At 49.4% G+C, this 24,871-nt stretch carries 22 protein-coding genes, 2 tRNA genes, 1 pseudogene and 1 riboswitch; of the genes and pseudogenes, 16 read left to right on the forward strand and 9 right to left on the reverse strand.

The annotated features are described in order from the left end of the window. Nucleotides 1-155 precede the first annotated feature (155 nt). A riboswitch (SAM riboswitch) is annotated at nucleotides 156-260 on the forward strand. A gap of 91 nt (nucleotides 261-351) precedes the next feature. Beyond that, a complete protein-coding gene (locus tag FRZ59_RS16060) occupies nucleotides 352-1,608 on the forward strand; it encodes a homoserine dehydrogenase (RefSeq protein ID WP_132129855.1) in 1,257 nt (418 codons plus the stop codon). Between the two features lie 249 nt (nucleotides 1,609-1,857). Here FRZ59_RS16060 and FRZ59_RS16065 read toward each other — a convergent pair whose 3' ends face one another. Continuing rightward, nucleotides 1,858-2,082 (reverse strand): PspC domain-containing protein, encoded by a 225-nt coding sequence (locus tag FRZ59_RS16065; protein ID WP_132129854.1) that lies wholly within the window; start codon nucleotides 2,080-2,082, stop codon nucleotides 1,858-1,860. A gap of 8 nt (nucleotides 2,083-2,090) precedes the next feature. Continuing rightward, entirely contained in the window at nucleotides 2,091-2,912 is an 822-nt protein-coding gene (gene pyrF / locus FRZ59_RS16070; RefSeq protein WP_132129853.1) for an orotidine-5'-phosphate decarboxylase, read from the reverse strand. 253 nt (nucleotides 2,913-3,165) lie between these two features. Here pyrF and rho point away from each other — a divergent pair, with 253 nt between their 5' ends. From rho to purS, 3 genes are all read left to right on the forward strand, one after another. Continuing rightward, complete coding sequence (rho, locus tag FRZ59_RS16075) at nucleotides 3,166-4,773, forward strand: transcription termination factor Rho (RefSeq protein WP_132129852.1); 1,608 nt, start codon at nucleotides 3,166-3,168, stop codon at nucleotides 4,771-4,773. A 67-nt stretch (nucleotides 4,774-4,840) separates the two neighbouring features. Next, nucleotides 4,841-5,308 carry a CDP-alcohol phosphatidyltransferase family protein gene (locus FRZ59_RS16080; protein ID WP_349290801.1) on the forward strand — a complete coding sequence of 156 codons (468 nt, stop codon included), beginning with the start codon at nucleotides 4,841-4,843 and terminating at the stop codon, nucleotides 5,306-5,308. 183 nt (nucleotides 5,309-5,491) lie between these two features. Then, nucleotides 5,492-5,743 (forward strand): phosphoribosylformylglycinamidine synthase subunit PurS, encoded by a 252-nt coding sequence (purS, locus tag FRZ59_RS16085; protein WP_132129850.1) that lies wholly within the window; start codon nucleotides 5,492-5,494, stop codon nucleotides 5,741-5,743. Nucleotides 5,744-5,765: 22 nt separating this feature from the next. Here purS and folK read toward each other — a convergent pair whose 3' ends face one another. Continuing rightward, the gene (folK, locus tag FRZ59_RS16090; protein WP_132129849.1) at nucleotides 5,766-6,257 is read right to left on the reverse strand and encodes a 2-amino-4-hydroxy-6-hydroxymethyldihydropteridine diphosphokinase; all 492 of its coding nucleotides are present in this window, start codon (nucleotides 6,255-6,257) and stop codon (nucleotides 5,766-5,768) included. A gap of 73 nt (nucleotides 6,258-6,330) precedes the next feature. On the opposite strand from folK, the gene sppA reads away from it, so the two are divergent. Further along, nucleotides 6,331-8,100 carry a signal peptide peptidase SppA gene (sppA, locus tag FRZ59_RS16095; RefSeq protein WP_132129848.1) on the forward strand — a complete coding sequence of 590 codons (1,770 nt, stop codon included), beginning with the start codon at nucleotides 6,331-6,333 and terminating at the stop codon, nucleotides 8,098-8,100. Between the two features lie 59 nt (nucleotides 8,101-8,159). On the opposite strand, the gene FRZ59_RS16100 is transcribed toward sppA, so the two are convergent. Further along, a tRNA-Val gene (locus tag FRZ59_RS16100) sits at nucleotides 8,160-8,234 on the reverse strand. 30 nt (nucleotides 8,235-8,264) lie between these two features. Here FRZ59_RS16100 and FRZ59_RS16105 point away from each other — a divergent pair. From FRZ59_RS16105 to FRZ59_RS16115, 3 genes are read left to right on the forward strand one after another with little or no spacing between them, the layout of a single operon-like run. After that, entirely contained in the window at nucleotides 8,265-9,170 is a 906-nt protein-coding gene (locus tag FRZ59_RS16105; protein ID WP_132129847.1) for an N-formylglutamate amidohydrolase, read from the forward strand. Between the two features lie 3 nt (nucleotides 9,171-9,173). Beyond that, nucleotides 9,174-11,009 (forward strand): peptidase MATCAP family protein, encoded by a 1,836-nt coding sequence (locus tag FRZ59_RS16110; RefSeq protein WP_132129846.1) that lies wholly within the window; start codon nucleotides 9,174-9,176, stop codon nucleotides 11,007-11,009. Further along, complete coding sequence (locus FRZ59_RS16115; RefSeq protein ID WP_132129845.1) at nucleotides 11,009-12,049, forward strand: glutathione synthetase; 1,041 nt, start codon at nucleotides 11,009-11,011, stop codon at nucleotides 12,047-12,049. The genes FRZ59_RS16110 and FRZ59_RS16115 overlap by 1 nt, the downstream gene beginning before the upstream one ends. On the opposite strand, the gene FRZ59_RS16120 is transcribed toward FRZ59_RS16115, so the two are convergent. Beyond that, a complete protein-coding gene (locus FRZ59_RS16120) occupies nucleotides 12,046-13,146 on the reverse strand; it encodes a glycoside hydrolase family 43 protein (protein ID WP_132129844.1) in 1,101 nt (366 codons plus the stop codon). The genes FRZ59_RS16115 and FRZ59_RS16120 overlap by 4 nt on opposite strands. A 23-nt stretch (nucleotides 13,147-13,169) precedes the next feature. On the opposite strand from FRZ59_RS16120, the gene FRZ59_RS16125 reads away from it, so the two are divergent. The 3 genes from FRZ59_RS16125 to FRZ59_RS16135 are packed head-to-tail and all read left to right on the forward strand — an operon-like array spanning nucleotide 13,170 to nucleotide 17,208. After that, nucleotides 13,170-14,864, forward strand: a complete 1,695-nt coding sequence (locus FRZ59_RS16125) for a DNA polymerase/3'-5' exonuclease PolX (protein WP_132129843.1) — start codon at nucleotides 13,170-13,172, stop codon at nucleotides 14,862-14,864. After that, the gene (gene nagA / locus FRZ59_RS16130; protein ID WP_132129842.1) at nucleotides 14,861-16,192 is read left to right on the forward strand and encodes an N-acetylglucosamine-6-phosphate deacetylase; all 1,332 of its coding nucleotides are present in this window, start codon (nucleotides 14,861-14,863) and stop codon (nucleotides 16,190-16,192) included. The genes FRZ59_RS16125 and nagA overlap by 4 nt, the downstream gene beginning before the upstream one ends. Beyond that, complete coding sequence (locus FRZ59_RS16135; RefSeq protein WP_132129841.1) at nucleotides 16,189-17,208, forward strand: glycosyltransferase family 9 protein; 1,020 nt, start codon at nucleotides 16,189-16,191, stop codon at nucleotides 17,206-17,208. Before nagA ends, FRZ59_RS16135 begins: the two co-directional genes overlap by 4 nt. A gap of 7 nt (nucleotides 17,209-17,215) precedes the next feature. Here FRZ59_RS16135 and FRZ59_RS16140 read toward each other — a convergent pair whose 3' ends face one another. Continuing rightward, entirely contained in the window at nucleotides 17,216-18,484 is a 1,269-nt protein-coding gene (locus tag FRZ59_RS16140) for a M16 family metallopeptidase (protein ID WP_132129840.1), read from the reverse strand. An 82-nt stretch (nucleotides 18,485-18,566) separates the two neighbouring features. Further along, nucleotides 18,567-19,801 (reverse strand): annotated as a pseudogene (locus FRZ59_RS16145) (M16 family metallopeptidase). A 33-nt stretch (nucleotides 19,802-19,834) separates the two neighbouring features. Here FRZ59_RS16145 and FRZ59_RS16150 point away from each other — a divergent pair. The 5 genes from FRZ59_RS16150 (at nucleotide 19,835) to FRZ59_RS16165 (ending at nucleotide 23,389) form a co-directional block, all read left to right on the forward strand. Continuing rightward, the gene (locus FRZ59_RS16150; protein ID WP_132129838.1) at nucleotides 19,835-20,962 is read left to right on the forward strand and encodes a CofH family radical SAM protein; all 1,128 of its coding nucleotides are present in this window, start codon (nucleotides 19,835-19,837) and stop codon (nucleotides 20,960-20,962) included. 119 nt (nucleotides 20,963-21,081) lie between these two features. Then, nucleotides 21,082-21,645 carry an SMC-Scp complex subunit ScpB gene (gene scpB / locus FRZ59_RS16155; protein ID WP_132129837.1) on the forward strand — a complete coding sequence of 188 codons (564 nt, stop codon included), beginning with the start codon at nucleotides 21,082-21,084 and terminating at the stop codon, nucleotides 21,643-21,645. A gap of 176 nt (nucleotides 21,646-21,821) precedes the next feature. Beyond that, complete coding sequence (locus tag FRZ59_RS18565) at nucleotides 21,822-21,965, forward strand: hypothetical protein (RefSeq protein ID WP_158640656.1); 144 nt, start codon at nucleotides 21,822-21,824, stop codon at nucleotides 21,963-21,965. A 116-nt stretch (nucleotides 21,966-22,081) separates the two neighbouring features. Further along, nucleotides 22,082-23,209 (forward strand): GNAT family N-acetyltransferase, encoded by a 1,128-nt coding sequence (locus FRZ59_RS16160; RefSeq protein WP_132129836.1) that lies wholly within the window; start codon nucleotides 22,082-22,084, stop codon nucleotides 23,207-23,209. Between the two features lie 107 nt (nucleotides 23,210-23,316). Continuing rightward, nucleotides 23,317-23,389 (forward strand) — tRNA-Lys (locus FRZ59_RS16165). A 366-nt stretch (nucleotides 23,390-23,755) separates the two neighbouring features. Here the strand turns inward: FRZ59_RS16165 and FRZ59_RS20045 are convergent. Next, the gene (locus FRZ59_RS20045; protein ID WP_225975089.1) at nucleotides 23,756-23,884 is read right to left on the reverse strand and encodes a glyoxalase superfamily protein; all 129 of its coding nucleotides are present in this window, start codon (nucleotides 23,882-23,884) and stop codon (nucleotides 23,756-23,758) included. Between the two features lie 109 nt (nucleotides 23,885-23,993). Further along, on the reverse strand, nucleotides 23,994-24,866 hold the full coding sequence (locus FRZ59_RS16170) for an alpha/beta fold hydrolase (protein WP_132129835.1): 873 nt from the start codon (nucleotides 24,864-24,866) through the stop codon (nucleotides 23,994-23,996). Nucleotides 24,867-24,871: the final 5 nt, after the last annotated feature.

Below are 24,871 nucleotides of genomic sequence, written 5' to 3' on the forward strand. Positions count from 1 at the left end.
AACTACAAACTAAACAACCCAATAAAACAAATTCCGAAGGACGAACCCAAAAACCCTAAAAACTATAAACTACAAACTATAAACTGATTACATTAATTGATTTGCAAAAGCTGGTAAAGGTCTGTACCTTTGCGGCCAAAGAACGTTCTTTATTCCACTTATCCAGAAAGACCGAGGGACAGGCCCGTTGACGTCTTAGCAACCCTTCCAGGCGGCATAATAATGCCGGGGAAAAGGTGCTAACTCCTGACAGATAAGTTGTAAGAGTTTAAGATAGATTAAAATCATTATATCGAAACCTCTTCTGACAAGTCGGAAGAGGTTTTTTTATTTTAAGTTGACAAGGAAAGCATGAGTGATAGTTCTAAAACAAGACTAGGCGTTTTCGGCTTTGGCTGCGTTGGCCAGGGATTGTATAATGTGCTGAGCCACAGCAAGGGTATAAAAGCCGAAATTCGGAAAATTTGTATTAAAAATGCAAGCAAAAAGCGCTCGCTGCCCGAACATTATTTCACTCTGGATAAGAACGAGCTGCTGTTTAACGATGATATCGATGTGATCGTCGAATTGATCGATGATCCGGTTGCTGCCTTCGAAATCGTAAAAACTGCCCTTCAAAACGGGAAAGCGGTGGTGACGGCCAACAAGAAAATGCTCGCGGACAACTTTGAAGAATTGTTCCGCCTGCAACTATCGTCTAATGTCCCCCTGCTATACGAAGCTTCCTGCTGCGGATGTATTCCCATCATCAGGAACCTTGAAGAATATTATGACAATGATCAGCTCAGCGCGGTAGAAGGAGTATTCAACGGTTCCACCAACTACATCCTCACCAAGATGTTCCGGGAAAACGTGAGCTTTGAAACCGCCCTTTCCGAAGCACAGGTAAACGGGTTTGCCGAATCGGATCCCAGCCTGGATATCGACGGCTATGACGCCAAGTACAAGCTGGGGATCATCCTTGCCCACTCTTTCGGGCTGTTTGTGAAACCCGGGCAGCTATTCAATTATGGAATCACCCATATTTCGGACTTTGACGCAAATTATGCGAAAGAAAAAGGGTATAAAATCAAACTGATCGCCTTCTGCCGAAAAATAGGCAACACCATTGCTGCCGGGGTACTTCCCAGGTTTATCACACCGGAAAGCAAGCTTTTCGGCATAGATTACGAATACAATGCCGTGATGGTGGAGAGCATTTTTTCGGAATATCAGTACTTTGTAGGAAAGGGCGCCGGCAGCAACCCTACCGGTTCGGCCGTGCTTTCCGATATTTCCGCCCTTACGTATAATTACAAATACGAATACAAAAAATACCAGCTACACGAGAACCTTCAGGTGAGCAATGACTTTTTCATCAACCTCTATATCCGCTATAACCCGGCCAATCCCCTGCCCCCTGATATTTTCGAAGAAGTACATGAGCAATACGTAAGCCATAACAATGCGTATATGATAGGAAGCGTTCATTTTGACCGTTTGGTTAATTCCGGCATATGGGAACGGGAAGACGTAAATATCATTACCGCCGCTGAGCCTGGGATTCATGGTGCCGCCGCCGCCGCTGGCAAAAGCCAGGAAGCAGAATTGGCCATCAGTAACAAATAAGGAATAAGACTGAGTGACAGGCCCTGCGCGCGGTACGGGTTTAATATACCCGGACTCGCTAAGGCGATTCTCCGTTCGGGAGAATCAACATCGCTCGCTGCGTGTATATTAAACTCGTGTACCGCCCCCCCGCACGCGGGGCTTGCTTAATCTGATGCTTTATGCGGATTCCGGAAGGGGACGTGACTGACATTTTTTACCAGCAAAAAACAAGCAGATTTGGGGCGTACAAATTTAGTGATCGCTGCACTAAAGTTCCCAAATGCTGCTTTTGCGGCGAAAGCTCACGTAACGGCGAATGTCCAGCACGATACCGGCAAGAAGATAGAAGATGATCGGGAAGCCCACAGCGAGAAAAGAGGAATAAATAAAGAATAGACGAAGTTTTCCAAGGGAAATATTGAAGCGGTCGGCAAGGTAAGTACAAACACCGAACGACTGTCGTTCAACATAGCTTATCATCTGCTGTAGCATAGACAAATTTACATCTTTTCCAGCAAATGCTGCATTTCTTCCTGTAATTTCTTTGCTTGCATTCTTGCTTTATCGGCAAAATCTTCTGCGCCGGATGCATAAATTATTCCTCGGGACGAATTTACGATCAACCCGCATTGGCCGTTCAGGCCGCACTCGGCAATTTCGCTCAAATTTCCACCTTGGGCGCCGATACCTGGAACCAGCAGGAAATGATCAGGAGCAAGTTTACGAACATCTGCAAAGGCATCCGGCTGAGTGGCGCCTACTACGTACATCAGCCTGTCAGGGCCTGCCCATTCCCTGGAAGTAGTAATGACCTTTTCGAACAGGAAGTCATCCTCGGTTTCCAGGTATTGAAAATCCTTGTTGCCCTCATTAGAGGTTAATGCCAGCACAATTGCCCATTTGCCTTCAAACCCCAGGAAGGGGGCTACGCTGTCAATTCCCATATAAGGGGCAACAGTTACCGAATCAAAGTCCAGGCCGGAACTTTCCGGCTGGAAGAATGTCCGGGCGTACATCAGGGAAGTATTGCCGATATCGCCCCTTTTTGCATCTGCAATGGTAAATATTTCTTTAGGAATGTACTCCAGCGTTTTACGCAGGCTCTCCCAGCCGACAACGCCGCGGCACTCATAAAAAGCGATATTGGGCTTATAGGCGATGCAAAGATCCTTGGTCGCGTCAATGATCTGCTTGTTGAATTCGAATACCGGATCTTCTTCCTTCAATAAATGGGAAGGTACTTTATCGATATCCGTATCGAGGCCTACGCATAAAAAGGAGCGCTTTTTTTTAATTTCTTCAAAAAGTTCTTCACGTGTCATTCTCTCTGCAGGTTTTCCTGCAAAATAAGCAAATATTTCCGTCCCTTCCCAAGCAGGGTGCGATCATCATATTTTTTTAAAAAAATTTGAAAAACAAATTATAATCCCTACTATTGCAGTATAATCTCAAATGCCTCTTACAAGGAATCATTCGTCTTCAGATAACCCCGTGCATTCAAAATCAAATCCATCGTTTTTTCTATATACGTGTGCGGATGTCTGACGCCTATATCAGTTATTTAATATTATTTTCATGTTTAACGAATCAGAATTAAACGCTAAGCTCGTAGCTGAATTAAGGGAAATCGCAAAAACCCTGAACATCTCCGACTATGATGAGCTGCGTAAACAGCAATTAATCCGCAGCATAGTGGAAAAGCAAAAGAGCGAAAGCGAGCCTGCTGAACCTTCTGCCCCTTCTCCTGAAACAGCCGAAAAAACAAACGGCTCAAATTCAAATTCAAATACCAGCGCAAACGGCAATGATAAGGCTAAGCGCGGACGCAGGGCGCGTATAAGAAAAGGGGATGAAAAAGGAGAGGAAAAAGCCGAATCCCCCTTAATGGCCAGTGAAGAAAGGTATTCCGCTCCGAATAAAGAAGAAATAGTACAGAGATCAGCCGGCGGTTCTGCTTCTGAAGCCGAGAGGATCCCTTATTCCGAAAAAAGACCGGATAAAGGAAACGAAGAGAAGAAAGCGCAGCGCCCGCGTGTAGAACAGCCGGCCAGCACCTCTTCCCTGGATTTTGATAATGTAATCATTAATGAAGGCGCCCTGGAGATCATGCCGGACGGGTATGGCTTTCTGCGTTCAGCTGATTATAACTACCTTACCTCGCCCGACGATATTTATGTTTCGCAATCGCAGATAAAGCTTTTCGGACTAAAAACCGGTGATACGGTAAGGGGCAATATCCGCCCGCCAAAAGAAGGAGAAAAATACTTCCCGCTGGTAAGGATCGAGGCCATTAACGGCCGCGGCCCGGCAGAAGTGCGGGATCGTGTGCCTTTCGATTACCTGACGCCGCTTTTCCCGTATGAAAAGTTCAACCTGGTCACTAAAATGGATAATTATTCCACCAGGTTAATGGATCTCTTCACCCCCATCGGGAAAGGCCAGCGCGGTTTGATCGTCGCTCAGCCGAAAACCGGTAAAACCCAGCTACTGAAGGATGTGGCCAATTCCATCGCGGCCAATCATCCGGAAGCATATTTGATCATCCTTCTGATAGATGAACGGCCGGAAGAAGTTACGGACATGGCACGAAGCGTCCGTGCTGAAGTAATCTCCTCCACCTTTGACGAACCGGCGGAAAGGCACGTGAAGATCGCGAATATCGTTCTGGAAAAAGCCAAGAGAATGGTCGAATGCGGACATGATGTGGTGATCCTGCTGGATTCCATTACCCGCCTTGCACGCGCCTACAACACCGTGGCTCCGGCTTCCGGAAAAATACTTTCAGGCGGTGTGGATGCCAATGCCCTGCATAAGCCAAAACGTTTCTTTGGCGCTGCCCGTAAGATCGAGAACGGCGGATCGCTCACCATTCTTGCTACCGCCCTGATAGATACCGGCTCCAAAATGGACGAAGTAATTTTTGAAGAGTTCAAGGGAACAGGTAACATGGAATTGCAGCTTGACCGGAAATTATCCAACAAGCGTCTCTTCCCTGCCATTGACATCACGGCTTCTTCTACCCGCCGCGATGAACTGTTGCTTGATAAGGAAGCGCTTCAAAGGGTATGGATTTTGCGGAACCATCTTGCGGATATGAACTCCCAGGAAGCCATTGAATTCCTGCTTTCCCAGATGCGCGGAACCAAGGATAACGACGAGTTCCTGGTATCAATGAATAGTTAACTTGCGACACTTACCAAATTTAATCACTTGTCTTAATCTTCTCTCCGGATGCGCTGCAGTAGTTTTTGTGATGAAGGGAGAAGTACAGACAGGCTGTTACCTGGTATTCCTCGCCGCCTTTTTTGATTTTTTCGACGGTTTGGCGGCAAGAGCGCTGAATGCATGGTCATCCATCGGCAAGGAGTTAGATTCCCTTGCCGATGTGATCAGTTTCGGCCTGGTGCCCGGCCTGATCATTTTTCGGCTGCTCCAACCCGGCGATTTCCCGGTTCCGGGTCAGGAATGGGCCTTCACAAGTTTTCTCGTCACGGTATTTTCTGCACTGAGGCTGGCCAGCTTTAATGTGGACGACCGGCAAAAGAACAGCTTTTTGGGCTTGCCTACGCCGGCCTGCGGACTCTTCATTGCTTCGCTGCCGTTTATTCCGGACCTTTTTCCGCAGGCGGGAACGTTCATTGGCCATCCCCTTTTCCTGCTTCCGCTCACCCTGATGCTTAGCTACCTCCTGGTAGCCCCTCTCCCCTGCCTTCCCTGAAATTCAGCCGGGAAGACAAGGCCGGGAACCGCTTTCGCTATATTTTCCTGGGAATATGCCTGCTGTTAATCCTTTTCCTTAAATTTGCCGCAGTCCCGGTAATCGTTGTGCTGTACCTGCTGTCGCCGGTGGTTCTTCGGGCAAACAAAGTTTAAAGGAATTCAAATCTCATAGTTGGAAAAAATGAAATTTATTGCCGAGATCAATGTAATGCCTCACAAGGAAATTCTGGACCCGCAGGGGAAAGCCGTAACTAAGAGTATGGTAAACCTGGGCCTGAATGAAATTCAAAACGTCCGTATTGGAAAGCACATTACCCTTGAGATTGAATCACCGGACCAGGAATCCGCCCGGGCAAAGGTAGATGAAGCCTGCCGGAAACTGCTGGCCAACCTGATCATGGAGTCTTACGATTTCACGCTTCGGCAGGCCTGAAAGAACGATAACCGGATAGCGTCTACGAATCAGCAATTTTCTCTGCTTCCAACCGGTCAGGGCAAATTTCCAGTAATTCACGTATTGTTTTATCCAAAACCGGATGCAGCAGATCCGGAGCAATTTCATTCAAGGGAACAAGCACGAAACGCCTCAGGTGAAGCCAGGGATGAGGCACGGTGAGCGTCTCTGTATTGATCACCTTTTCACCTGCTAAAAGAATATCTATATCAATCGCTCTTGCTTCCCACTTTTCCTTCCGCACCCTTCCCAAAGCCATTTCCGTTTCAAGGATACGCTGAAGCAGCCAGGTTTCCTGGCCGGGCTCCATATGGAAGGAAAGCACCTGGTTCAGGAAGCCCGGCTGATCCGTTTTCCCCCAGGCAGCAGTCCGGTAAATACCCGAAACTTTTACCGGCTTTCCCAGCAATACTTCCAGCTTCTTTAACGCAGCCTGCAGGTTTGCCTGCCTGTTTCCCTGGTTACTTCCCAGCGAGAGATAAACTTCACCCATTCCTGCAATTTTAACATATTTTCAACAAACTGGCTTAAATTTTGGTACCATTGCATATAAATTCTACATTGCCATGAAGCAATTCTTCAAATTCATGTTCGCCTCCATGCTGGGGGTATTTTTTTCTTTTCTTCTTTTGCTGGTGTTCTTTTTCATCTTCCTCGCTGCGCTGTTCAGCGCCGGAGCGGCGGACGAAACGATTACCCTTTCGGGGAACACACTGCTTGTCGCCTCCTTTAATCAGAATATTCCCGAAAGAACGCCGCAAAGCCCCTTCCCCGGGCTGGACCTGCCCGGCGTCCGGAATGTCACCGGCCTGAACGACATCCTTGCCAATATCCGGAAAGCCGAAAGCGATAAAAACATAAAAGGCATTTACCTTGATCTGAGCTATGTCCCGGAAGGGCTGGCAACCATCGAAGAAATACGCAATGCCCTGCAAAAGTTTCGCGAAAGCGGAAAATTCATTCTTGCCTATGGCGAAGTATATTCCCAAACGGCCTATTACCTGGCTTCGGTAGCCAATAAAATATACCTGCATCCGGAAGGCGCCCTGGATTTCAGCGGCCTGAGTACCGACGTGGTATTCTTCAAAGGTTTGCTTGAAAAGCTGGAAATTGAACCGCAGGTAATACGCGTCGGCGCTTATAAATCGGCTGTGGAACCCTTCACCGAAGAACAAATGAGCGAGGCCAGCCGGGAACAGATGAACTCTTATCTCCAGGATCTTTACCAGCATTTTCTGGCGTCGGTTGCGACAAGCCGGGGAATCAGCAGGGACAGCCTGCACCTGATCGCAGACAGCTTGCTCGTGCGTCAGCCTTCGGACGCCCTGGCCTACCGAATGATAGACGGGTTGAAATACAAAGACCAGGTAATTGCCGAACTAAAAAAAATGACCGGTACCCCTAAAGAAAACGACATGGAGACAGTTACCATGGGAGCATATACCCGCGCAGCCGGTGAAAGCAGCTCCAAACAAGGAATACCGGAGCGAATAGCTGTTATTTATGCGACCGGCGAAATAGTAAGCGGAGAAGGAAGTGATTTCCTGATCGGTTCGGAAAGGCTTTCAAGGGCCATCAGAGAAGCGCGGAGGGATGACGAAATAGAAGCCATTGTACTTCGCGTTAACTCTCCCGGAGGAAGCGCGCTTGCTTCCGACGTTATTTGGCGGGAAATGAGTCTTGCTAAAGAAGAAAAGCCTGTGGTAGTTTCTATGGGTAATACGGCCGCCTCCGGAGGATACTATATTTCCTGCGCGGCCCATAAGATAGTAGCCCAGCCAAACACCCTTACCGGCTCCATTGGCGTATTTGCCGTTATTCCCAATATGCAGGGATTTTTTAACCATAAATTAGGACTCACCTTCGATGGCGTAAAAACCGGCGCATATTCAGACCTGGGAACCATTACCCGTCCCCTGACTCCCGGTGAAAAAGCCATTGTCCAGGAGTACATCAATGATGTTTATGCGGACTTTACCGGCCATGTCGCCAAGGGCCGTGGAATGACGCTTCCCGAAGTGGACAGCGTTGCCCGGGGCAGGGTTTGGAGCGGCATAGGGGCGGTAGAAGCAGGCCTGGTTGATACTCTTGGCGGCATCCGGGACGCCCTGGAAATAGCAGCCGGCATGGCCGGCACAGAAAATTACCGGGTAATTGAGTATCCTTCCCAAAAAGGCCCCCTGGAAGAATTACTGAACAATATGGGCGGAAATATCCGCACCTGGATGGTAAAACAGGAACTTGGTGAAAATTACCGGTATTTTGAAACGCTGAAGCAGCTCCCCCGCCTTTCCGGCGTCCAGGCCCTGCTCCCCTTTGAGATAGAGATCAGGTGAACGTTAAGATATAGCGAACCGCCGCAAACAACAAAAGCCCCATACCGGGGCTTTTAGTGTGGAACGTACTGGGCTCGAACCAGTGACCCCTGCCCTGTCAAGGCAGTGCTCTGAACCAACTGAGCTAACGTTCCTTTTTCCGGCGCCTGCTATTCCTTGCGGGAATGCCCCTGACTTCAGGAAAGCTCCGCGCACCGGAGTACCTCGGGCCTGCCGGTTTACAGAGGGAAGATCCTGGCCCCGGCAGCAAATATAATAAAAACTGGCATGGAAGTAGCCTTGTAATTTCCATGGAGCCATTTGTTATTGCGGAAGGCAAATCACCGGTTATTACAGCAGCTATCCATGAGGGACATATGATAAGGGAGGAATTGCTCCCCTATATGAACCTGGAAGAACATGAGCGCAGCAGGGAGGAAGATCCTTATACGGACTTTCTTTCGGAAATATCCGGCAGCCGGGTAATAGTGAATATTTCCCGGTTTGAAACGGATATGAACAGACCGCGTGAAAAAGCAGTGTACCTTCGGCCGGAGGATGCCTGGGGGCTGAATGTCTGGAAACAAGCGCTTCCCCCGGAGCTGATAAACCGCTCCCTGGAAAGTTATGATGCTTTTTACACGGGCATGAAAACGCTTCTTAACAGTATCATTGACCGCTTCGGGCATTTCGTCGTACTGGACCTGCACACCTACAATTACCGGCGTGAAGGGACAGCTGCGGAAGCCAGCGAGGCCGACAACCCGGAGATCAACATAGGCACCGCTCATAACCATCCCCGCTGGAGCGAGCTTACCCGGCACTTCATCCAGACCCTTTCCGGCGCAAAGATCAATGGGCAAACACCCGATGTACGGGAAAATATCAAATTCAAAGGCGGGGAATTTTCCAGGTGGATCAACCGGAACTACGGCGCGTTCGGCTTCGTACTATCCATCGAATTCAAAAAGACATTCATGGACGAATTCACGGGTATCGTGGATATCTATCATCTTCGGGATATCCGGAGAGCCCTGAATTTCACGATGGATGAGCTGGCAGAACAACTGGAATTAACAGGGAGTAAATAAACGATGGAGACAGGGCAGAAAAAAATAGGCGAACGCATTTTGAACAGGCTGAAAAAGGATAAACCGGTCCACGTGAAGCTGCCCGGGGGCGGTATCATCAATATGGACAGCCCCGTTCCTTTTTTGCTGGTCTACAGGATGCCGCCGGATGAAAAAGACCTGTTTACCCTGCAACTCGGAAAAACCGAATCTTCTTATCTTATGGCCGAAGGGTCCTCTGACCTTTCCGCCCTGGTAAACGAACTCAGCCAGGAGCTTGCCGACCGCTTCGGGGCCTTTATGCTGCTGGAAGTCTGGGTTACCGATAAAAAGGACGCTGATGATTTCACCGTTCATTTTAATCACGAAGGAGCTAAGAGCATTGCCGAAAGCCTGCAGTCTGAACTGGATGCCATACGCATCGGAAGAACCCGTCTCAGCGCTTCTCTGAAGGAGGGCGGATCTCCGGCGCCGCCATATTTTTCACCGGTGCTGAATAAAAAGCAGGCTAAACGCTCAGAAATTATTATGGTAGGGCTTGAAATAAAGCCCATTTACATAAATCCCGACACCGGCAGGTCCTACCCGCTTTTCCTTCGCGAACTCAGGAAAGCGTTTGGAAAAGCCGTCCGGAAAACCTTTTTCGAATTTATCCGCCTCCACACTTCCCATAACGCTTCTCATTTTGAAATGCTGGGAAAAACGGTGATTGAAGACATTGTTTGGGATATCGACAAGGAACTGGCAGGATACAGCAACCAGTTCAACTTCCTCTTCCTGGTCACTCCTGTGAATCTGGATGAAGCCTGGAAGGCGTTTGAAAAAAGTGATTTCCGGAAAAACCCGGTGTTTCACTACCGGCCAATGCCCATTGATCCGGAACTGATCAAGCGCAAGCTGTACAACCTGCCCATCGAAAAAATATCGGATCCAACTATCGCATTCTTGTTCCGGGATAAACGCAAGGAGATTGACCGGATGCTGAACATGATGGCCGAACGGGAAAAGCCCGATTTCATGCATAGCAGCCTGCAACTTTTCGGTAGAATTGACGATCACCTGGTAGAAACCGCACAAGCATTGCTGGTGGCGATTCCGCCTCCCGGAGACGACCCGAAAAAAAAGTTTCTGACAGCCGAGAAATTCGCAGCCATGGCGCGGGCGGAGCTAAAGTACCTTCAAAAGCAATGTCCCGATATGGCGAGCGAGGTACATATCCGCGAAGACATTGAAGGCATTCTCGTTTCCCGGGGGGTATTATGGATCAGCGATGAATTCAAAGTGAGCCGGGAACGCGCAAAGGGGCTTATCCAGCATGAAGTGGGGACACATATCGTGACCTATTACAACGGCAAGGCCCAGCCCTTCCGGCTTTTTTATACCGGGGTCCCGGGTTACGAGCAATTGCAGGAAGGCCTTGCCGTGCTGGCCGAATACATCATGGACGGCCTTACCAACCAGCGGTTAAGGACGCTCGCCGCCCGTGTAGTTGCCGTCGACTACATGGTGACGGGGCATTCCTTCGTAGAAACTTTTCACCTGCTGAGGGGCAAATACCACTTTCCGCCGAAAAACGCATTTACTACCACTATGCGCGCCTTCCGCGGAGGAGGGCTCACCAAAGACGCCGTGTACCTGAAAGGTTTTCTCAACCTGCTCGAATATATCCGCGGAGGCCGGGAACTGGAACCGCTGCTGATCGGGAAAATACAGGAAGATTACCTGCCCATTGTCGAGGAACTCATTCACCGGAAGCTGCTGAAGCCTATCCCTGTTCGCCCGCGCTACCTGGAAAAGGAATTCCGTGAAAAGACCGAAATACTAAAAAAAGATATCACCATATTTAATATGATCGGGTAATGAAAATAGGATTCATCGTTAACCAGGTAAAAAAAGAAGACCCCAACTTTACCACTACAGGTTTAGCCTGGACTGCCCATAAGCGAGGTCATGAAGTGTATTACATGGGTGTGGGCGATCTGGCCTACTATTCTGACGAACAGGTAGGGGCTCATGCACGGAAGGTCCCTGACAAGAAATTCAATACGAGGGCCACTTTCATGGATGGGGTAAAAAGTGCCGCTAAGGAAAAGATCACTTCAGCGGGGCTGGATGTACTGATGTTACGGAACGACCCTGCGGAAGATATAGAGAAACGCTCATGGGCGCAGAGCGCAGGCATGATATTCAGTCAAATGGCGGTCAAGCAGGGCGTCATTGTATTAAACGACCCGCAGGCCCTTTCCACGGCGATCAATAAAATGTATTTCCAGCATTTCCCGGAAATTGTCCGGCCAAAGACCATCATCAGCCGGAACGTCGAGGACATTAAAGCCTTCTTCGAAGAAACCAGGCACAAAATGGTGATGAAGCCCCTCCAGGGTTCCGGGGGGCGAAACGTATTCCTGGTCACTAAAAAAGAAGCGAGCAATATTAATCAAATGTTTGAAGCCATCAGCCGCGATGGTTATGTCGTTGGCCAGGAATACCTTGAAGAAGCAAAGCAGGGCGATATCCGCCTGTTCCTGATGAATGGTTCCCCTATTGAAGTAAAAGGCAAAATAGCCATGCTAAACCGGCTTCAGAAAGAAGGAGATATACGAAGCAATATACATCGCGGGGGAAAAGCGTTCAAAGGGCAGATTAGCGATACCATGCTGGAACTTGCCGAATCCGTGAAACCCAAGCTTATCAAGGACGGAATGTTTCTCGTTGGGATTGATATCGTGGGCAATAAGCTGATGGAAATAAACGTCTTCAGCCCGGGCGGCCTCGGCAACGCTTCCGAGCTTCACAAGACGGATTTTATCACTCCCGTAATTGAAGCCATTGAAAAGAAAGTAGCCTACAAAAAGATCTATGGAGACAATATCTCCAACGTCCGGATCGCCACCATTTAAAGGCCTGAAGGCGGCGGCTGGGGCGTCGTAACGGGGCCATGCACCACCAGGCTGCCGTCGTCCAGTATCTCCATCCGGTCAATGAACACCATTCGTTCGTTGCCCGTAGCGGCTGTCCTGCCGTGGTAAACGCAAAACATTTCCGTGCCGTCCGGCGAATAAGTAATGCTGTTATGGCCGGTCCCGGTCACATTCCCGCCGATGGCAGTATTCTTTTCCAGCACCGGGTTATTGGCTGCTTTTACGTAAGGGCCCAGCGGAGAGGTCGCAGTCGCATAGCCAACGGCATAATTCTGCCCGCCGAAATGGTTGGCAGAGTACATCATATAATAAGTATCGCCCCGCTTGAACGTATAGGAGCCCTCGGTCCAGCGCCGGTTCACCTCATGAGAAGTCACCGAACGGCTTTCCCATTCCGCCTGTTTGTCGTCCATTTTTACCGGCGGCCGAAGCAATAAGCGGGGCTTCCCTTTTACCCCTTTGAAATCGGGACGAAGCTCTACCCCGTATACCCAGCTTTCTTCAATTTCGTCATACCAGCCCTTTTCCCTCGCCCAGTCAGCCACTTCGCTTTCCACCGCGTGTTTGTAGCAGCAGCGGGAGTAATACAGGTAAATTCTGCCATCATCGTCAAAAAATACGTTGGCATCAATGATCGGATATCCCGGGTCGAAAACCGGCTCGTTCCGGATGTCCTTAAAAGGGCCCGTGGGCTTATCGGCTACGGCCACCCCTATCCGGAAATTTTCCAGCTCAGCAGTGGGATTATCCCGCCATTGCGCGCTGTAAAAGAGATAATATTTATTCTTCACTTTATACACTTCGGGCGCCCAGAAAGCGCCGATGCACCAGGAATCTTCCGTATTTCCATGATATACCTGCCCTTTATATTCCCAGTTGACCAGATCAGAAGAAGCATAGGCCGAAAAGCCGTCCTTTGCGCCGCCGCCAGTCCCGTACATATAATAATTTCCGTCGCTGGTATCATACAGAACGAAAGGATCGCCAAAGGCAACCGGGAGCGGATTTCTGTAGGTTTCCTGGGCGCATGCGCCGCTTATACTCAAAACCAGCCCAAAAAGGAGAAGCATTCTCATTTTGCTTTATTACTTTTGTGTTAATGGAGAACAAGATCATTGCACGGACCCTGCGCCTGCTTTCGCAACTTATGGAACTGCACGATGTCAATCCGTTCAAAGTGCGGTCCATGTCCAATGCAGCCCGAAAAATAGATAAATTTCCGCAAACAATCAGCAGCCTGAACCCAGACGAATTGGAAAAGATTGAAGGGATCGGAAAAAGCACCGCGGGGAAGGTCGTGGAATTGATCGAGACCGGGAAGATCAGCGAGCTGGAAGACCTTCGGGCGGAAACACCTGAAGGAATTATTGAACTTCTTTCCATTAAAGGCCTGGGGCCAAAAAAATTACAAATCTTATGGAAGCAGCTGGGCATAGACAATGCCGGCGAGCTTTACTATGCCTGTAACGAAAACCGCCTGGTAGAAGCAAAAGGATTCGGAATTAAAACGCAGGAAGAGATCAAAAAGCTGCTCGAATTCACCATGAACAACCAGGGGAAATTCCATTACTCCGCTGCCGCCGCCTTCGGCCTGGAACTGGAGAACTGGCTTTGCGGCCAGGCAGCGCTGAAGCAGCTGAGCCCCACCGGGGAGTTCAGGCGTCGCAGCGAAGTACTGACCTGTGTGGAGTTCCTGGTTTCGGCAGCCGGTGGAGAAACCCTGCTAGCAGAGCGGCTTTTTACCAGCGGCCTGTTCAGGGAAACGCCCCCCGGCCTGGACGGTCAAACCTGGACCGGCTATTCACTCAGCGGCATGAAGGTTTGTATACATTTTGTTCCCGAAGAAGAATTCCCCTACCGCTTATTGTGCAGCACCGGAAGTAACGTACACCTGGAACAGCTGCGACAGGTAAATTCCCTCGAAAATTACCGCACAGCGGCAAGCGAACAGGAAATTTACCAGGGCCTGGGCCTTAATTATATTGTACCTGAATTACGGGAAGGTTTGCAGGAGGTGAGCTGGTCGGCCAGCCGGCAGCTTCCCCGCCTCGTGGAATACGAAGACCTGAAGGGCTGCCTTCATAACCATACGACCTACAGCGACGGCATTCATACGTTGGAGGAGATGGCCCTGCAATGCATACAGAATGGCTACGATTACCTCGGCGTCTGCGATCACTCCAGGTCCGCTTTTTATGCCGGGGGGCTTTCCGAAGAAAGAGTAAAGCAGCAACAGACAGAGATTGACCTGCTGAACAGCAAGCTGGCTCCCTTCAGGATCTTCAAAGGGATTGAAAGCGATATCCTCTATGACGGCAGCCTGGATTACAATGATGAGATTTTGGCCAGCTTTGATTTCGTCGTCGCCTCGGTGCATTCCCAGCTTAAAATGACCGAAGAAAAGGCCACCAGCCGCCTGATCAGCGCCATCGAAAACCCATATACTACCATCCTGGGGCACCCTACCGGCCGCCTTTTGCTGGGAAGGCAGGGCTATTATATTGACCACGAAAAAGTGATTGATGCCTGCGCCGCCAACCAGGTGGTGATCGAGCTGAACTCCAATCCTCTCCGCCTGGATCTCGACTGGCGCTGGATACAATACGCCCTGCAAAAGCAGGTAATGATCGCGATCAACCCTGACGCACACCGCAAGGAAGGTTTGAAAGATATGCAATACGGGGTTTTGGCGGCGAGAAAAGGCGGGCTCCCGAAAAGCGCCTGCTTTAATGCCCTGACGCTTGAACAGGCAGCGACATGGTTTAAACTCAAAAGAGAAAAGGCAATAAAATGAAAGTATTCATCAACGGGCAGGTTTTCGATGGGAAAACATTTAGCGCAGATACCTGGGTATGGGTGGACAAGGGCGAAATAGTGCGTACAACGCCCGCCCGGACAGGCCTTCCGGGGGGCGCAGAACCGGCAGGCCGGGTTGATGCCAATGGCGGGCAGGGCGCTGCGGGCAGGGCCGGCGACGCAGAACCGGCAGGCCCGGTTGCCAATGGCGGACAGGGCGCTGCGGGCGGGGCCGGCGACGGTCATTCATATACAGCCGGTGATGTGCCGGGCGACGTCCCCGAAGTTATTGACCTGCAGGGAAATTACCTGGTTCCCGGGCTCATTGACCTTCATGTGATGGGCGGTTCCGGCATTTATTTTTCCAATGAACCTACTGCGGAGGCCGTTGAAAGTATTTCGGGCGCTCATTTAAGGTACGGGGTCACTTCCTGGCTGCCAACGCTCATTACTGCGCCGCCGGAAACGATCTTTAAGTCTATTTCAGCTGTCCGGCAAGCCATGCAGCGCCTGCCGGGGAACGTACTGGGGATGCACCTGGAAGGCCCCTTCCTTCATCCGGAAAAACGCGGGGCGCACAAGGAAGTACTCCTGCGCAAACCGGATGACGCGCTCCTGGATGATATCATTTCGGAAGGAAAAGACGTCATACGCGTCATTACCATTGCCCCGGAGCTTTTCACCGAGCGCCAGCTGGAGAAACTGCTCGAAAGCGGCATGCGGGTAGCGGTAGCGCACTCCATGGTCGGATGCCGGGAAGCCATGCACTATTTCGACAAAGGGATCGGACTGGTTACCCATCTTTATAATGCCATGCGGCAATTCAACAGCCGCGAACCCGGCCTTGTTGGCGCGGCGTTCACCCATCCTTCCATCAGGGCGGCCATTATCGCTGACGGGGTGCATGTGGATTTCGAAGCGGTAAAGATCGCCCAGCGCCTCCTGAAAGACCGCCTGTATCTTGTTTCGGACTGCACCTTCATCGATTACCCGTTTGATCATTTCGAATTTGAAGGAGTGACCGTATACAACAAGGATGGGAAGTTCATTAACGAAGAAGGAAAACTTGCCGGCTCCTCCATCACCGTCTATCATGCTATAAAGAATTGCGTAGAACAGGGTGTCTGTACCCTGGAAGAAGCGCTGGCTAAAGCCACTTCCATTCCCGCATCTATTATGCAGATGGAAACCCGCATAGGGGTCATACAGGAAGGAGCCAGGGCCAACCTGCTGGTACTGGACAAAGACCTTCAAAGGAAACAGCAGTGGCTCAACGGCCTGCCCGTAAACCAGGGCGACAACCTTCATGTAACTTCCGGGAATTGAACAAGCCAGCTAAGATCCTTATTATCCGCTTCAGCTCTATCGGCGATATCGTGCTGACCACGCCTGTCATCCGCTGTCTAAAACAACAGCTGTCCGGGGCCGAAATCCACTACGTCGTCAAAAAGAAGTTTCGGCAAGTACTGGAACATAACCCCTATATTGACCGCCTGCACTTCTTTGACGACAATCTAAAGGAGCTGATCCGCGTCTTCCGGGCCGAACGTTTCGACTATGTAATCGACCTTCACAAAACGATACGTTCCTACCTCCTCAGATGGGCCCTGCAACGGAAAACACTAACTTTCCGGAAGCTTTCCGTAGAAAAATGGCTGATGAATAATTTCCATATCGATCTCCTGCCTAAGGACCTTCACATTGTGGAAAGGAATCTGGCCTCCGTGCTGCCGCTGGGGGTGCTGAATGACGGAAAACCAGTAGACTATTTCGTGGGGCCTGAAGACGAGGTATTCTTAACCATACTGCCCGAAAGCCACCGCAGCGGGTTTATTGCTTTTGTCATCGGCGGGCAACATTTTACCAAGCGTCTTCCTGTGGAAAAGATCATTACTATCTGCAGGGAAACTGCCCGGCCGATGGTGTTGTTAGGCGGGCCGGAAGATATGGTCGCTGCCGCGGAAGTATTGGAACATGCAGGCAGCCACGTGATTTCCTTATGCGGCAAGCTCAGCCTGAATCAATCAGTGTCGCTGCTCCGGCAATCCACGCTGGTAATGGCGCATGATACGGGCCTGATGCATATTTCAGGGGCATTTGACAAGCCGGTTATTTCTATATGGGGCAGTACGTCCCACCGGCATTTCGGCGTATGGCCATACCTGAGTACCGACAGTTATATTGCCGAAATAAACGGGCTTCCCTGCCGGCCCTGCACCAATTTCGGCCTTCCGGCTTGCCCGCAAAAACACTTCAAATGCATGCTGCTTCACAATGACCAGCTTATTGCGGAAACGGCAAAACAAAAATTCGACCGGCATTTCCTGCCGCCGGCGGGCTAGTGTTAAGTTATCCCGCCGTTATTTCGTAGAATCCATCCGAAAACAAACTGCCGGCAAGTTCCCGCAGCCGTTCAGGCTTCACGTCGCGAATGGCCTCAAAATAACGATCGTAATACGTATAGTCCAGCCCTGAGAGCAGCAGGTTCTTCAGCTTGTCGGCATGAGAGAACACGTTTTCAAGGCTCCCTAAAAAGCTTCCCAGCAGGTAATTACGGACCAGGTCCAGTTCTTTTCCGGGTATCAGGTCATTCCTGAGCCGGTCCATTTCCAGGTAAATCTCCTGCAGCGCCTTTTCGCGTACTTCTGCGCCTACTTCCGTGGCAATAAAGAACAAGCCGCTGTTCCTGAAGGAATGAAGCCCGGAGCCGATACCATAGGTATAGCCTTTATCTTCACGAATATTTGCCATAAGCCGCGAACCGAAATATCCTCCAAGCACCGTATTGAGTACCTGCAATTCCGCATAGTCGGGGTGAGCCTTGGTTATCGCCGGCTTCCCAATCCGGATAGCCGATTGCAGGGAGCCAGGTATTTCCACCGGATATTTCCCGGGAAGGCCGGGTTGTAAAACAGGCTCGTAAGCGGGCACCGGCATTGCAGGCCAGTCACCGTTTCCGAAAAGACGCTCTACTTCCGCGGGAACGGATGTCCCGGCTTTCCCCGAAACGATAATAATACAATTAGCCGGACTGAATTGCTCATGGTATCTCCTGATCAGCGCCTGGCGGTCTATCTTTTCAAAATCCGACGGTTCCACGGAATATCCATAAGGGCTGTTCCCGCCAAAAACCGCCGCATTAAACGCCCTTCGGGCCTGAAATTCATTCTTTTCAAGGCTAACCTGCAATTTCTGAAGGCTGTTCCGGCTAAATACCTCCAGCTCCGCCGCCGGGAATACTGCTTCCGTAAGCACTTCCTTTACAAGGGGAAGCGTATGCTGCAGTTGTTTGTTAAGGCTATGCAGGGTAACAATCGTATGGTCCGCGCCGTTATCCGCGTTAAGAAAGGCGCCGTAAAAATCAATAGTCTCCGCTATCTCAGCGGCAGTATGTTTAGCGGTGCCTTCCAGCAGCATGCCGGCCAGCGCCCTGTTCACCAGGGGCTGTTCCGCTTCCCAGCCGGTATGCGGAAAAATGAATTCTATCCGTACCACATCCGCGTCCGCACCGTCAATAACATACAAACGGGCGCCTCCCTTCAGTTCCGACCGGACGGGTTTTAATAATTGAATGGGTTTTAAGGGATTATTTTCAGGGGCAAGCGTCCTGTTGAGCATTCTGTTTCTTTAATTAATTTACAAATTGATCTATCATGTTAATCATACCGGCCTCATTTGTACCGGCGCGCCTTGGCAAGCTTCAATTCGCCAGGTAGTACAGTGTCGAAGAATTTTCGGGGCGGAACAATTCCGCCGCTTCTTCCCGGATGGCTTCCCGGGTCACGGCCGCATATTTCCGCATTTCATTATTGTATTCGCCGGCATCGCCAAGAAGCTCGAAAAACGCCAGGTTCATGGCCTTGTCCAGCAGGTTCATTTCAGAGAACACAAGCGTCGATTCGATCTTATTCTTTACCTTGATAAACTCCCGTTCCGGCACTTCTTCCCTGGCAAGCAATTCAAGTTCGGCAGCAATAGCTTCTTCGGCAGCTTCCATAGAGGTTCCTTTTATCAGCTTTCCTTCCACCACAAAAAGGCCCGGGTCCATGCTTCCCATCACGTAGGCGTTTATATCGCTGAATAATTGTTTTTCCTTCACCAGTTTCTGATAAAGGCGGGAAGAGGTACCCCTTGAAAGCACATCTGAAATAAGATCGGCCGTATAGAAACGTGCATCGTTCCGCCCGCTCATGTGCCAGGTTTTATAAATAGCGCTCACAGGCACGTCCGCCCGGACGGTTTTGCTGCGGGCTTCCGCCTGTCTGGGTTCAGCTGGCAGCTCCCGCGCGGACAGGCCGCAAGAGGAGATCGGGCCGAACCATTTTTCGGCCATTGCTTTTACCTGCGCAAGGCGTACATCCCCGCTACCACTAATATGGCGTTGGAGGGCTGGTAGTATTTTTTAAAAAAAGCTTTTACGTCGGGCATGGAAGCATCGGAAATATGACTGATCTCTTTGCCGATGGTGGCCCAGCGATAGGGATGCTGCCGGTAAGCCAGCGGCCGGAGCTGCAGCCAGACATCTCCGTACGGTTGATTCAGGTAGCGTTGCTTGAATTCTTCAATAACCACGTTGCGCTGCACATGCAGGCTCTTTTCAGAAAATGCAAGACTCAGCATCCGGTCCGATTCCAGCCAGAAGGCTGTTTCAAGATTCAGGGCCGGCACTTGTATATAATAATTGGTTATATCATTGGTCGTAAACGCATTATTCTCCCCTCCCACCCGCTGCAGCGGCTCATCGTAAGCCGGGATATTTACCGATCCGCCAAACATCAAATGCTCAAAAAGGTGCGCAAAACCTGTTCTCTCCGGATCTTCGTCACGCGCCCCTACATTATACAGGATATTCAATACAGCCATTGGAGTAGCCGGATCTTCATGCACCAGCACTTTTAATCCGTTGTCCAATATAAAACGTTCAAAATGTATCATATCAACAAAAATAGAATTTTTATCTTTGTACACATGGAAACCTCAAAACTTCTGGAGCGTGCGCTTAAGCTGGACTTTCTTTCGCTGGAAGAAGGTATGTGGCTTTATCATAACGCCCCTACGGCCGATCTTGTTTATACAGGGAACGCGCTCCGGGATATCCATAAGAAAAACAGCCGGCACGTTACCTGGATCATTGACCGTAATCTGAATACGACCAATGTCTGCATTGCCAATTGCAAGTTCTGCAATTTTTTCCGGCGGCCCGGCCACGAAGAAAGCTACATTACTGACATTGAAACCTATAAGCGGAAAATTGACGAAACCATCCGCTACGGAGGGGAACAGTTGCTGCTGCAGGGCGGCCATCATCCCGAACTGGGCCTCCGCTTTTATACCGGCCTTTTCCGGGAATTGAAACAACTTTATCCGCAGATCAAGCTGCATGCCCTGGGCCCGCCCGAAATTGCTCATATTGCCAAGCTGGACGGACTCTCCCATACCGAAGTACTTAGCGCACTAAAGGAAGCAGGGCTTGATTCTTTGCCTGGCGCCGGGGCGGAAATACTTAATGACCGCGTACGCCGGCTGATATCCAAAGGAAAATGCAGCGGAAGGGAATGGCTGGATGTTATGCGCGCTGCTCATCAGCTGGACATTACCACGTCGGCTACCATGATGTTCGGCCACGTGGAAACCATCGAAGAGCGCTTCGAACACCTGGTATGGCTCCGTGAGGTACAGGCCGAAAAACCTGCTTCCGCCAAAGGATTTCTTGCGTTCATTCCCTGGCCTTTCCAGGATGACGGCACCCTGCTCCGGAAGATCCGCGGCATTCGTAACACTATTTCAGGCGATGAATACATCCGGATGATCGCCCTGAGCCGCATCATGCTGCCGAATATTGAGAATATACAGGCTTCCTGGCTCACCATCGGCAAACAGGTGGCCCAGCTTTGCCTTCATGCGGGGGCCAATGATTTTGGTTCCATTATGATCGAGGAAAACGTAGTGTCCGCCGCCGGCGCGCCTCACCGCTTTACTTCCAGCGGCATACAGGAAGCCATCAGGGAAGCAGGATTCATTCCGCAACTTCGCAATCAGCAGTACGAGTACCGGGAAATGCCCGCCCTCATGGAAGAACAAGTGATCGATTACTAAGTTGAATCGTGCAGAATTGAACCCGCCCATGTATCCGCTGTCAACCCCGACTTTTCCACAAAAGTGGAATTATTCCCGGAGGTATTTTCCAAAGAAATTTAAATCTTGCAAAAAGAATCGTGGAGTACTTGCATCAACATATTGAAGCGCTTATTTTTGCATCAGAGCAAAGCATTACTGCTTCGGAGATAAGCACTTGCCTGAACATGATCTTTAACCAGGAATACGAGGCGGGGCAGATCGAAGAACAAATCGCATTGCTCAGGGAAAAGTACCGGAAAGACGAATTCTTTTTTGAGCTGGCCCGGATAGACAATGGTTACCAGTTCCTTACAAAGAATAAATTTGCCGGTACCTTAAGTGTGTTATTTCAGCAAAACAATAAAAAGAAACTGTCGAACGCTGCGATGGAAACGCTTTCAATCATTGCCTACCAGCAGCCTATCACCAAGGTAGGTGTGGAGCAGATACGCGGCGTCAACTGTGATTACAGTATTCAAAAGCTACTTGAAAAAGATCTGATCACGATCGCAGGCAAAAGCGACGCACCAGGCCGTCCCATCCTGTATACCACCAGCCGGTTATTCATGGATTACTTCAAGCTCGGAAGCCTGGAAGACCTGCCCAAGTTAAAAGACATTCAACCCCAGGAAAACGAAATAGGAATTCAGGCAGAAAGCTAAACCTTCTACCCCCGCAACCTGAAAATTTTTGAAATTTTTATTTGAATTAATACCCATAACATTTGTAACTTCATGTAAGCTAAAGCTAATTGAAAGAGGTAATGAAAACGCCTAAAAAAAACGCCAGGAAGATCGTGACCAAGGGACCCGCTTCTGGAGATAGCAAAAAATCAAAAATGAAACCTGTAACCAGCAAGGAAACGAAAAATTGGAAGAAACGGGCCCTTGATGATGACGATGACGACTTCGATCTTGAGTTCGAAGAAGACTTTGATGAATTGGATAATTTTGATTCATACGATGACGATGATCGTTACTGATCACCGGTAACCCGCATACGTGATACAAACCATAATAAGCCCCTGGCAACAGCAGATTGCAGGGGCTTTTATATCCCCATTCATTTTTTGCTATTTTTGGGGCTTAGTTAGCGAATATGCGAATAATCGAAGTAAAAGACGCCCGGTCAAAACGGGAATTCCTGGAAGTTGCCTCCCTGATCTATGCAAAGGACCCTGTTTGGGTACGCCCGCTGGATACGGAGATCGAAGCCGTCTTTGACCCGGAAAAGAACAACTATCATTCGCATGGGATCGTGACCAGGTGGTTATTAAAGGACGACAAGAATAATCCCATAGGCCGCGTAGCGGCATTTATCAATGAAAAAAAGGCCTGGCTCCCGGCCCAGCCTACCGGAGGGACAGGCTTCTTTGAATGCATCAATGATCCGCAGGCCGCCCGTATGCTTTTTGACACCTGCAGAGACTGGCTCGCCGGCCACGGAATGAAAGCCATGGACGGACCTATCAACTTTGGCGAGAACGATAAATTCTGGGGCTTGCTTACCTGGGGTTTCACCCACCCGTCCTTCGGAATGAGCTATAATCCGCCCTATTACCAGGCGCTTTTCGAGGATTACGGCTTCAAAAAACTCTACGACCAGGAAACCACCCATATTAATATCACCATTCCCTTCACCGACCGGTTCTCGAAGATCGCTAACTGGGTAATGAAGAAACCCGGCTACGAATTCGAATGCTTCAACCCCGCAAAGGCGGACAAGCACATCAGCGACATCGAGGAAATTTACAATGACGCCTGGCAGAACTTTGACAGTTTCTCCCCTATTTCAAAGGAAACCCTCTACGAACAGTTCCACGAAATGAAGCCCATCATGGACCCCAACCTTGTATGGTTCGCTACCATCAAGAATGAACCGGCGGCCTTCATTATTTGTCTTCCCGACGTCAATCAGATCATCAAAAAGTTCAACGGAAAAATGGGCCTCTGGGAAAAACTCCGCTTCCTCTATTACAAACGAAAGGGCACGATGAACCGCATCCGCATCATCGTTCTTGGCGTAAAGCAAAAATTCCAGAATCACGGCCTCGAGTCCGTATTGGTAAAAAAGCTCCAGGACTATACCATTCCCTCCCATAAGTACGTAGAAGCCGAGCTTTCCTGGGTAGGCGATTTCAACACCAAAATGCAGGCGCTGCACGTAGCAACCGGCGGGTCGCCCGGAAAAAAACACCGCACCTATAGATATATTTTCCCTGATTAACAGTATCCTAAGGGCATTAACGAAAACAAAACCAGTAATTTTATTGGTAAAATAAACAGAAGATCGTACCTTTGCAGTCCCCGACAAAAAAGGGGATATATTTTTAAGATTCCGTAGCTCAGCTGGTAGAGCAACGCCCTTTTAAGGCGTGGGTCCTGGGTTCGAGCCCCAGCGGGATCACTTACGGTACCGTCCAGTCCGCAAAGCCACTCATCATGAGTGGCTTTTTTCGTATAAAACCGTTCATTCTTAACGGTTTCCGCAAAAAAGCTTACCAGATAAAAACAAAGTATTACAGCCAAAAAGGGTACCTATTGAGGGTACCTTTTATTTGGATAATTTTGGTACCCTCGATTAACCCGAAGGTTTGTGTGTGTAGGGTTTTAGGCATTGTTCACCTAAAAATTGTGAGGTATGAAGGTTAATGAAAAGCTCGCCATCCGGCGGGAAAAATAATCGTAAACATAACGTGGGCGTACCGTTGTAGGTTCTATTTTATTTCGAAGCGCAACCCAAGCGCATACTTCACCCGTGTTTTGGGCTAGGTTACTTTTTTGCCTTTTCCGGAAACAACAGGGTATTGCCAAAAGGGTCATGGACCTGTATACAGGGCGCATTCCACGACGCCTGCTCAATTCCCTGTCTATTGTACTTGTACTTCCGGTTCTTCGTCAATAATTTTAGATTCTATTTTAGAAAGCAGTTCTCCGATTTGATCTTTACCAATCGAAGAACGATAAGACCCGCTTTTTAAGCCTTCGTTCCTTAAACGGCAATATGTGTTTTAAGCACCTTGTCCTTCCAGAAAATCTCTTATCAGCGTCAGCACTTCATCAAAATGAGTGTCCAGCACGTCGTGCCCTCCGTCTAAAATGTGGATTTGTGCTTCGGGCAGGTCACGTTTATAACAGGGAGCTTCTTTTACGGAGAAAAATATTTCATATTTTCCCCAGATGACCAGGGCGGGTGGTTGGTGATTGCGGAAAAATTCCTGGTACACGGGGAACATTTCCAGGTGAGTTTTGAAATCACAATTTAATTCAAATTGCCTTTCGATATTGCCCGGCCTCTTCAGGAATTCCCAATCAAGCATCCACAGTTCCGGGCTGACCCTGGATACTACTTCTTCGGGGAGGCCGCCGAAATATTGATTCTTTATACCTTCTGCGCTTAAGAATTTAATCAGTTCTTTCTTTTTTTCAGTGGTTGGGTGGTACCAAAAGTCAATATATTCGTCCCATTCCGGGCCCATACCTTCACGATATGCATTGCCGCTCTGGACAATAATACCGGCAATCTTTTCGGGGTGATTTACGCATAATCGAAGCCCGATGGGTGCGCCGTAATCATGGAGGTAAATAAAGAATCTATTTAAGTTTATTGCCTCGGTTAGTTTGTTTATCAAAGAGGATATGCTCCCAAACGTATACTCAAAGCTATCTGGTACGGGAAATTCACTGAAGCCGAAACCCGGATAATCCGGGGCGACTAGGTGATACTGATCGGACATAGCAATCATCAGGTTCTTGAAAGCTACTGATGAGGTGGGAAATCCATGTAAAAGCAGCAGAGATGGGTTCTTTTTATCGCCGGCCTCCCGGTAAAAAAGATCAATTCCATCAATTTTGATGGTCCTGTTGTAAATTTGCCTTGACATTACCC

This window comes from Anseongella ginsenosidimutans (assembly GCF_008033235.1).
GTDB classification, from domain to species: domain Bacteria; phylum Bacteroidota; class Bacteroidia; order Sphingobacteriales; family Sphingobacteriaceae; genus Anseongella; species Anseongella ginsenosidimutans.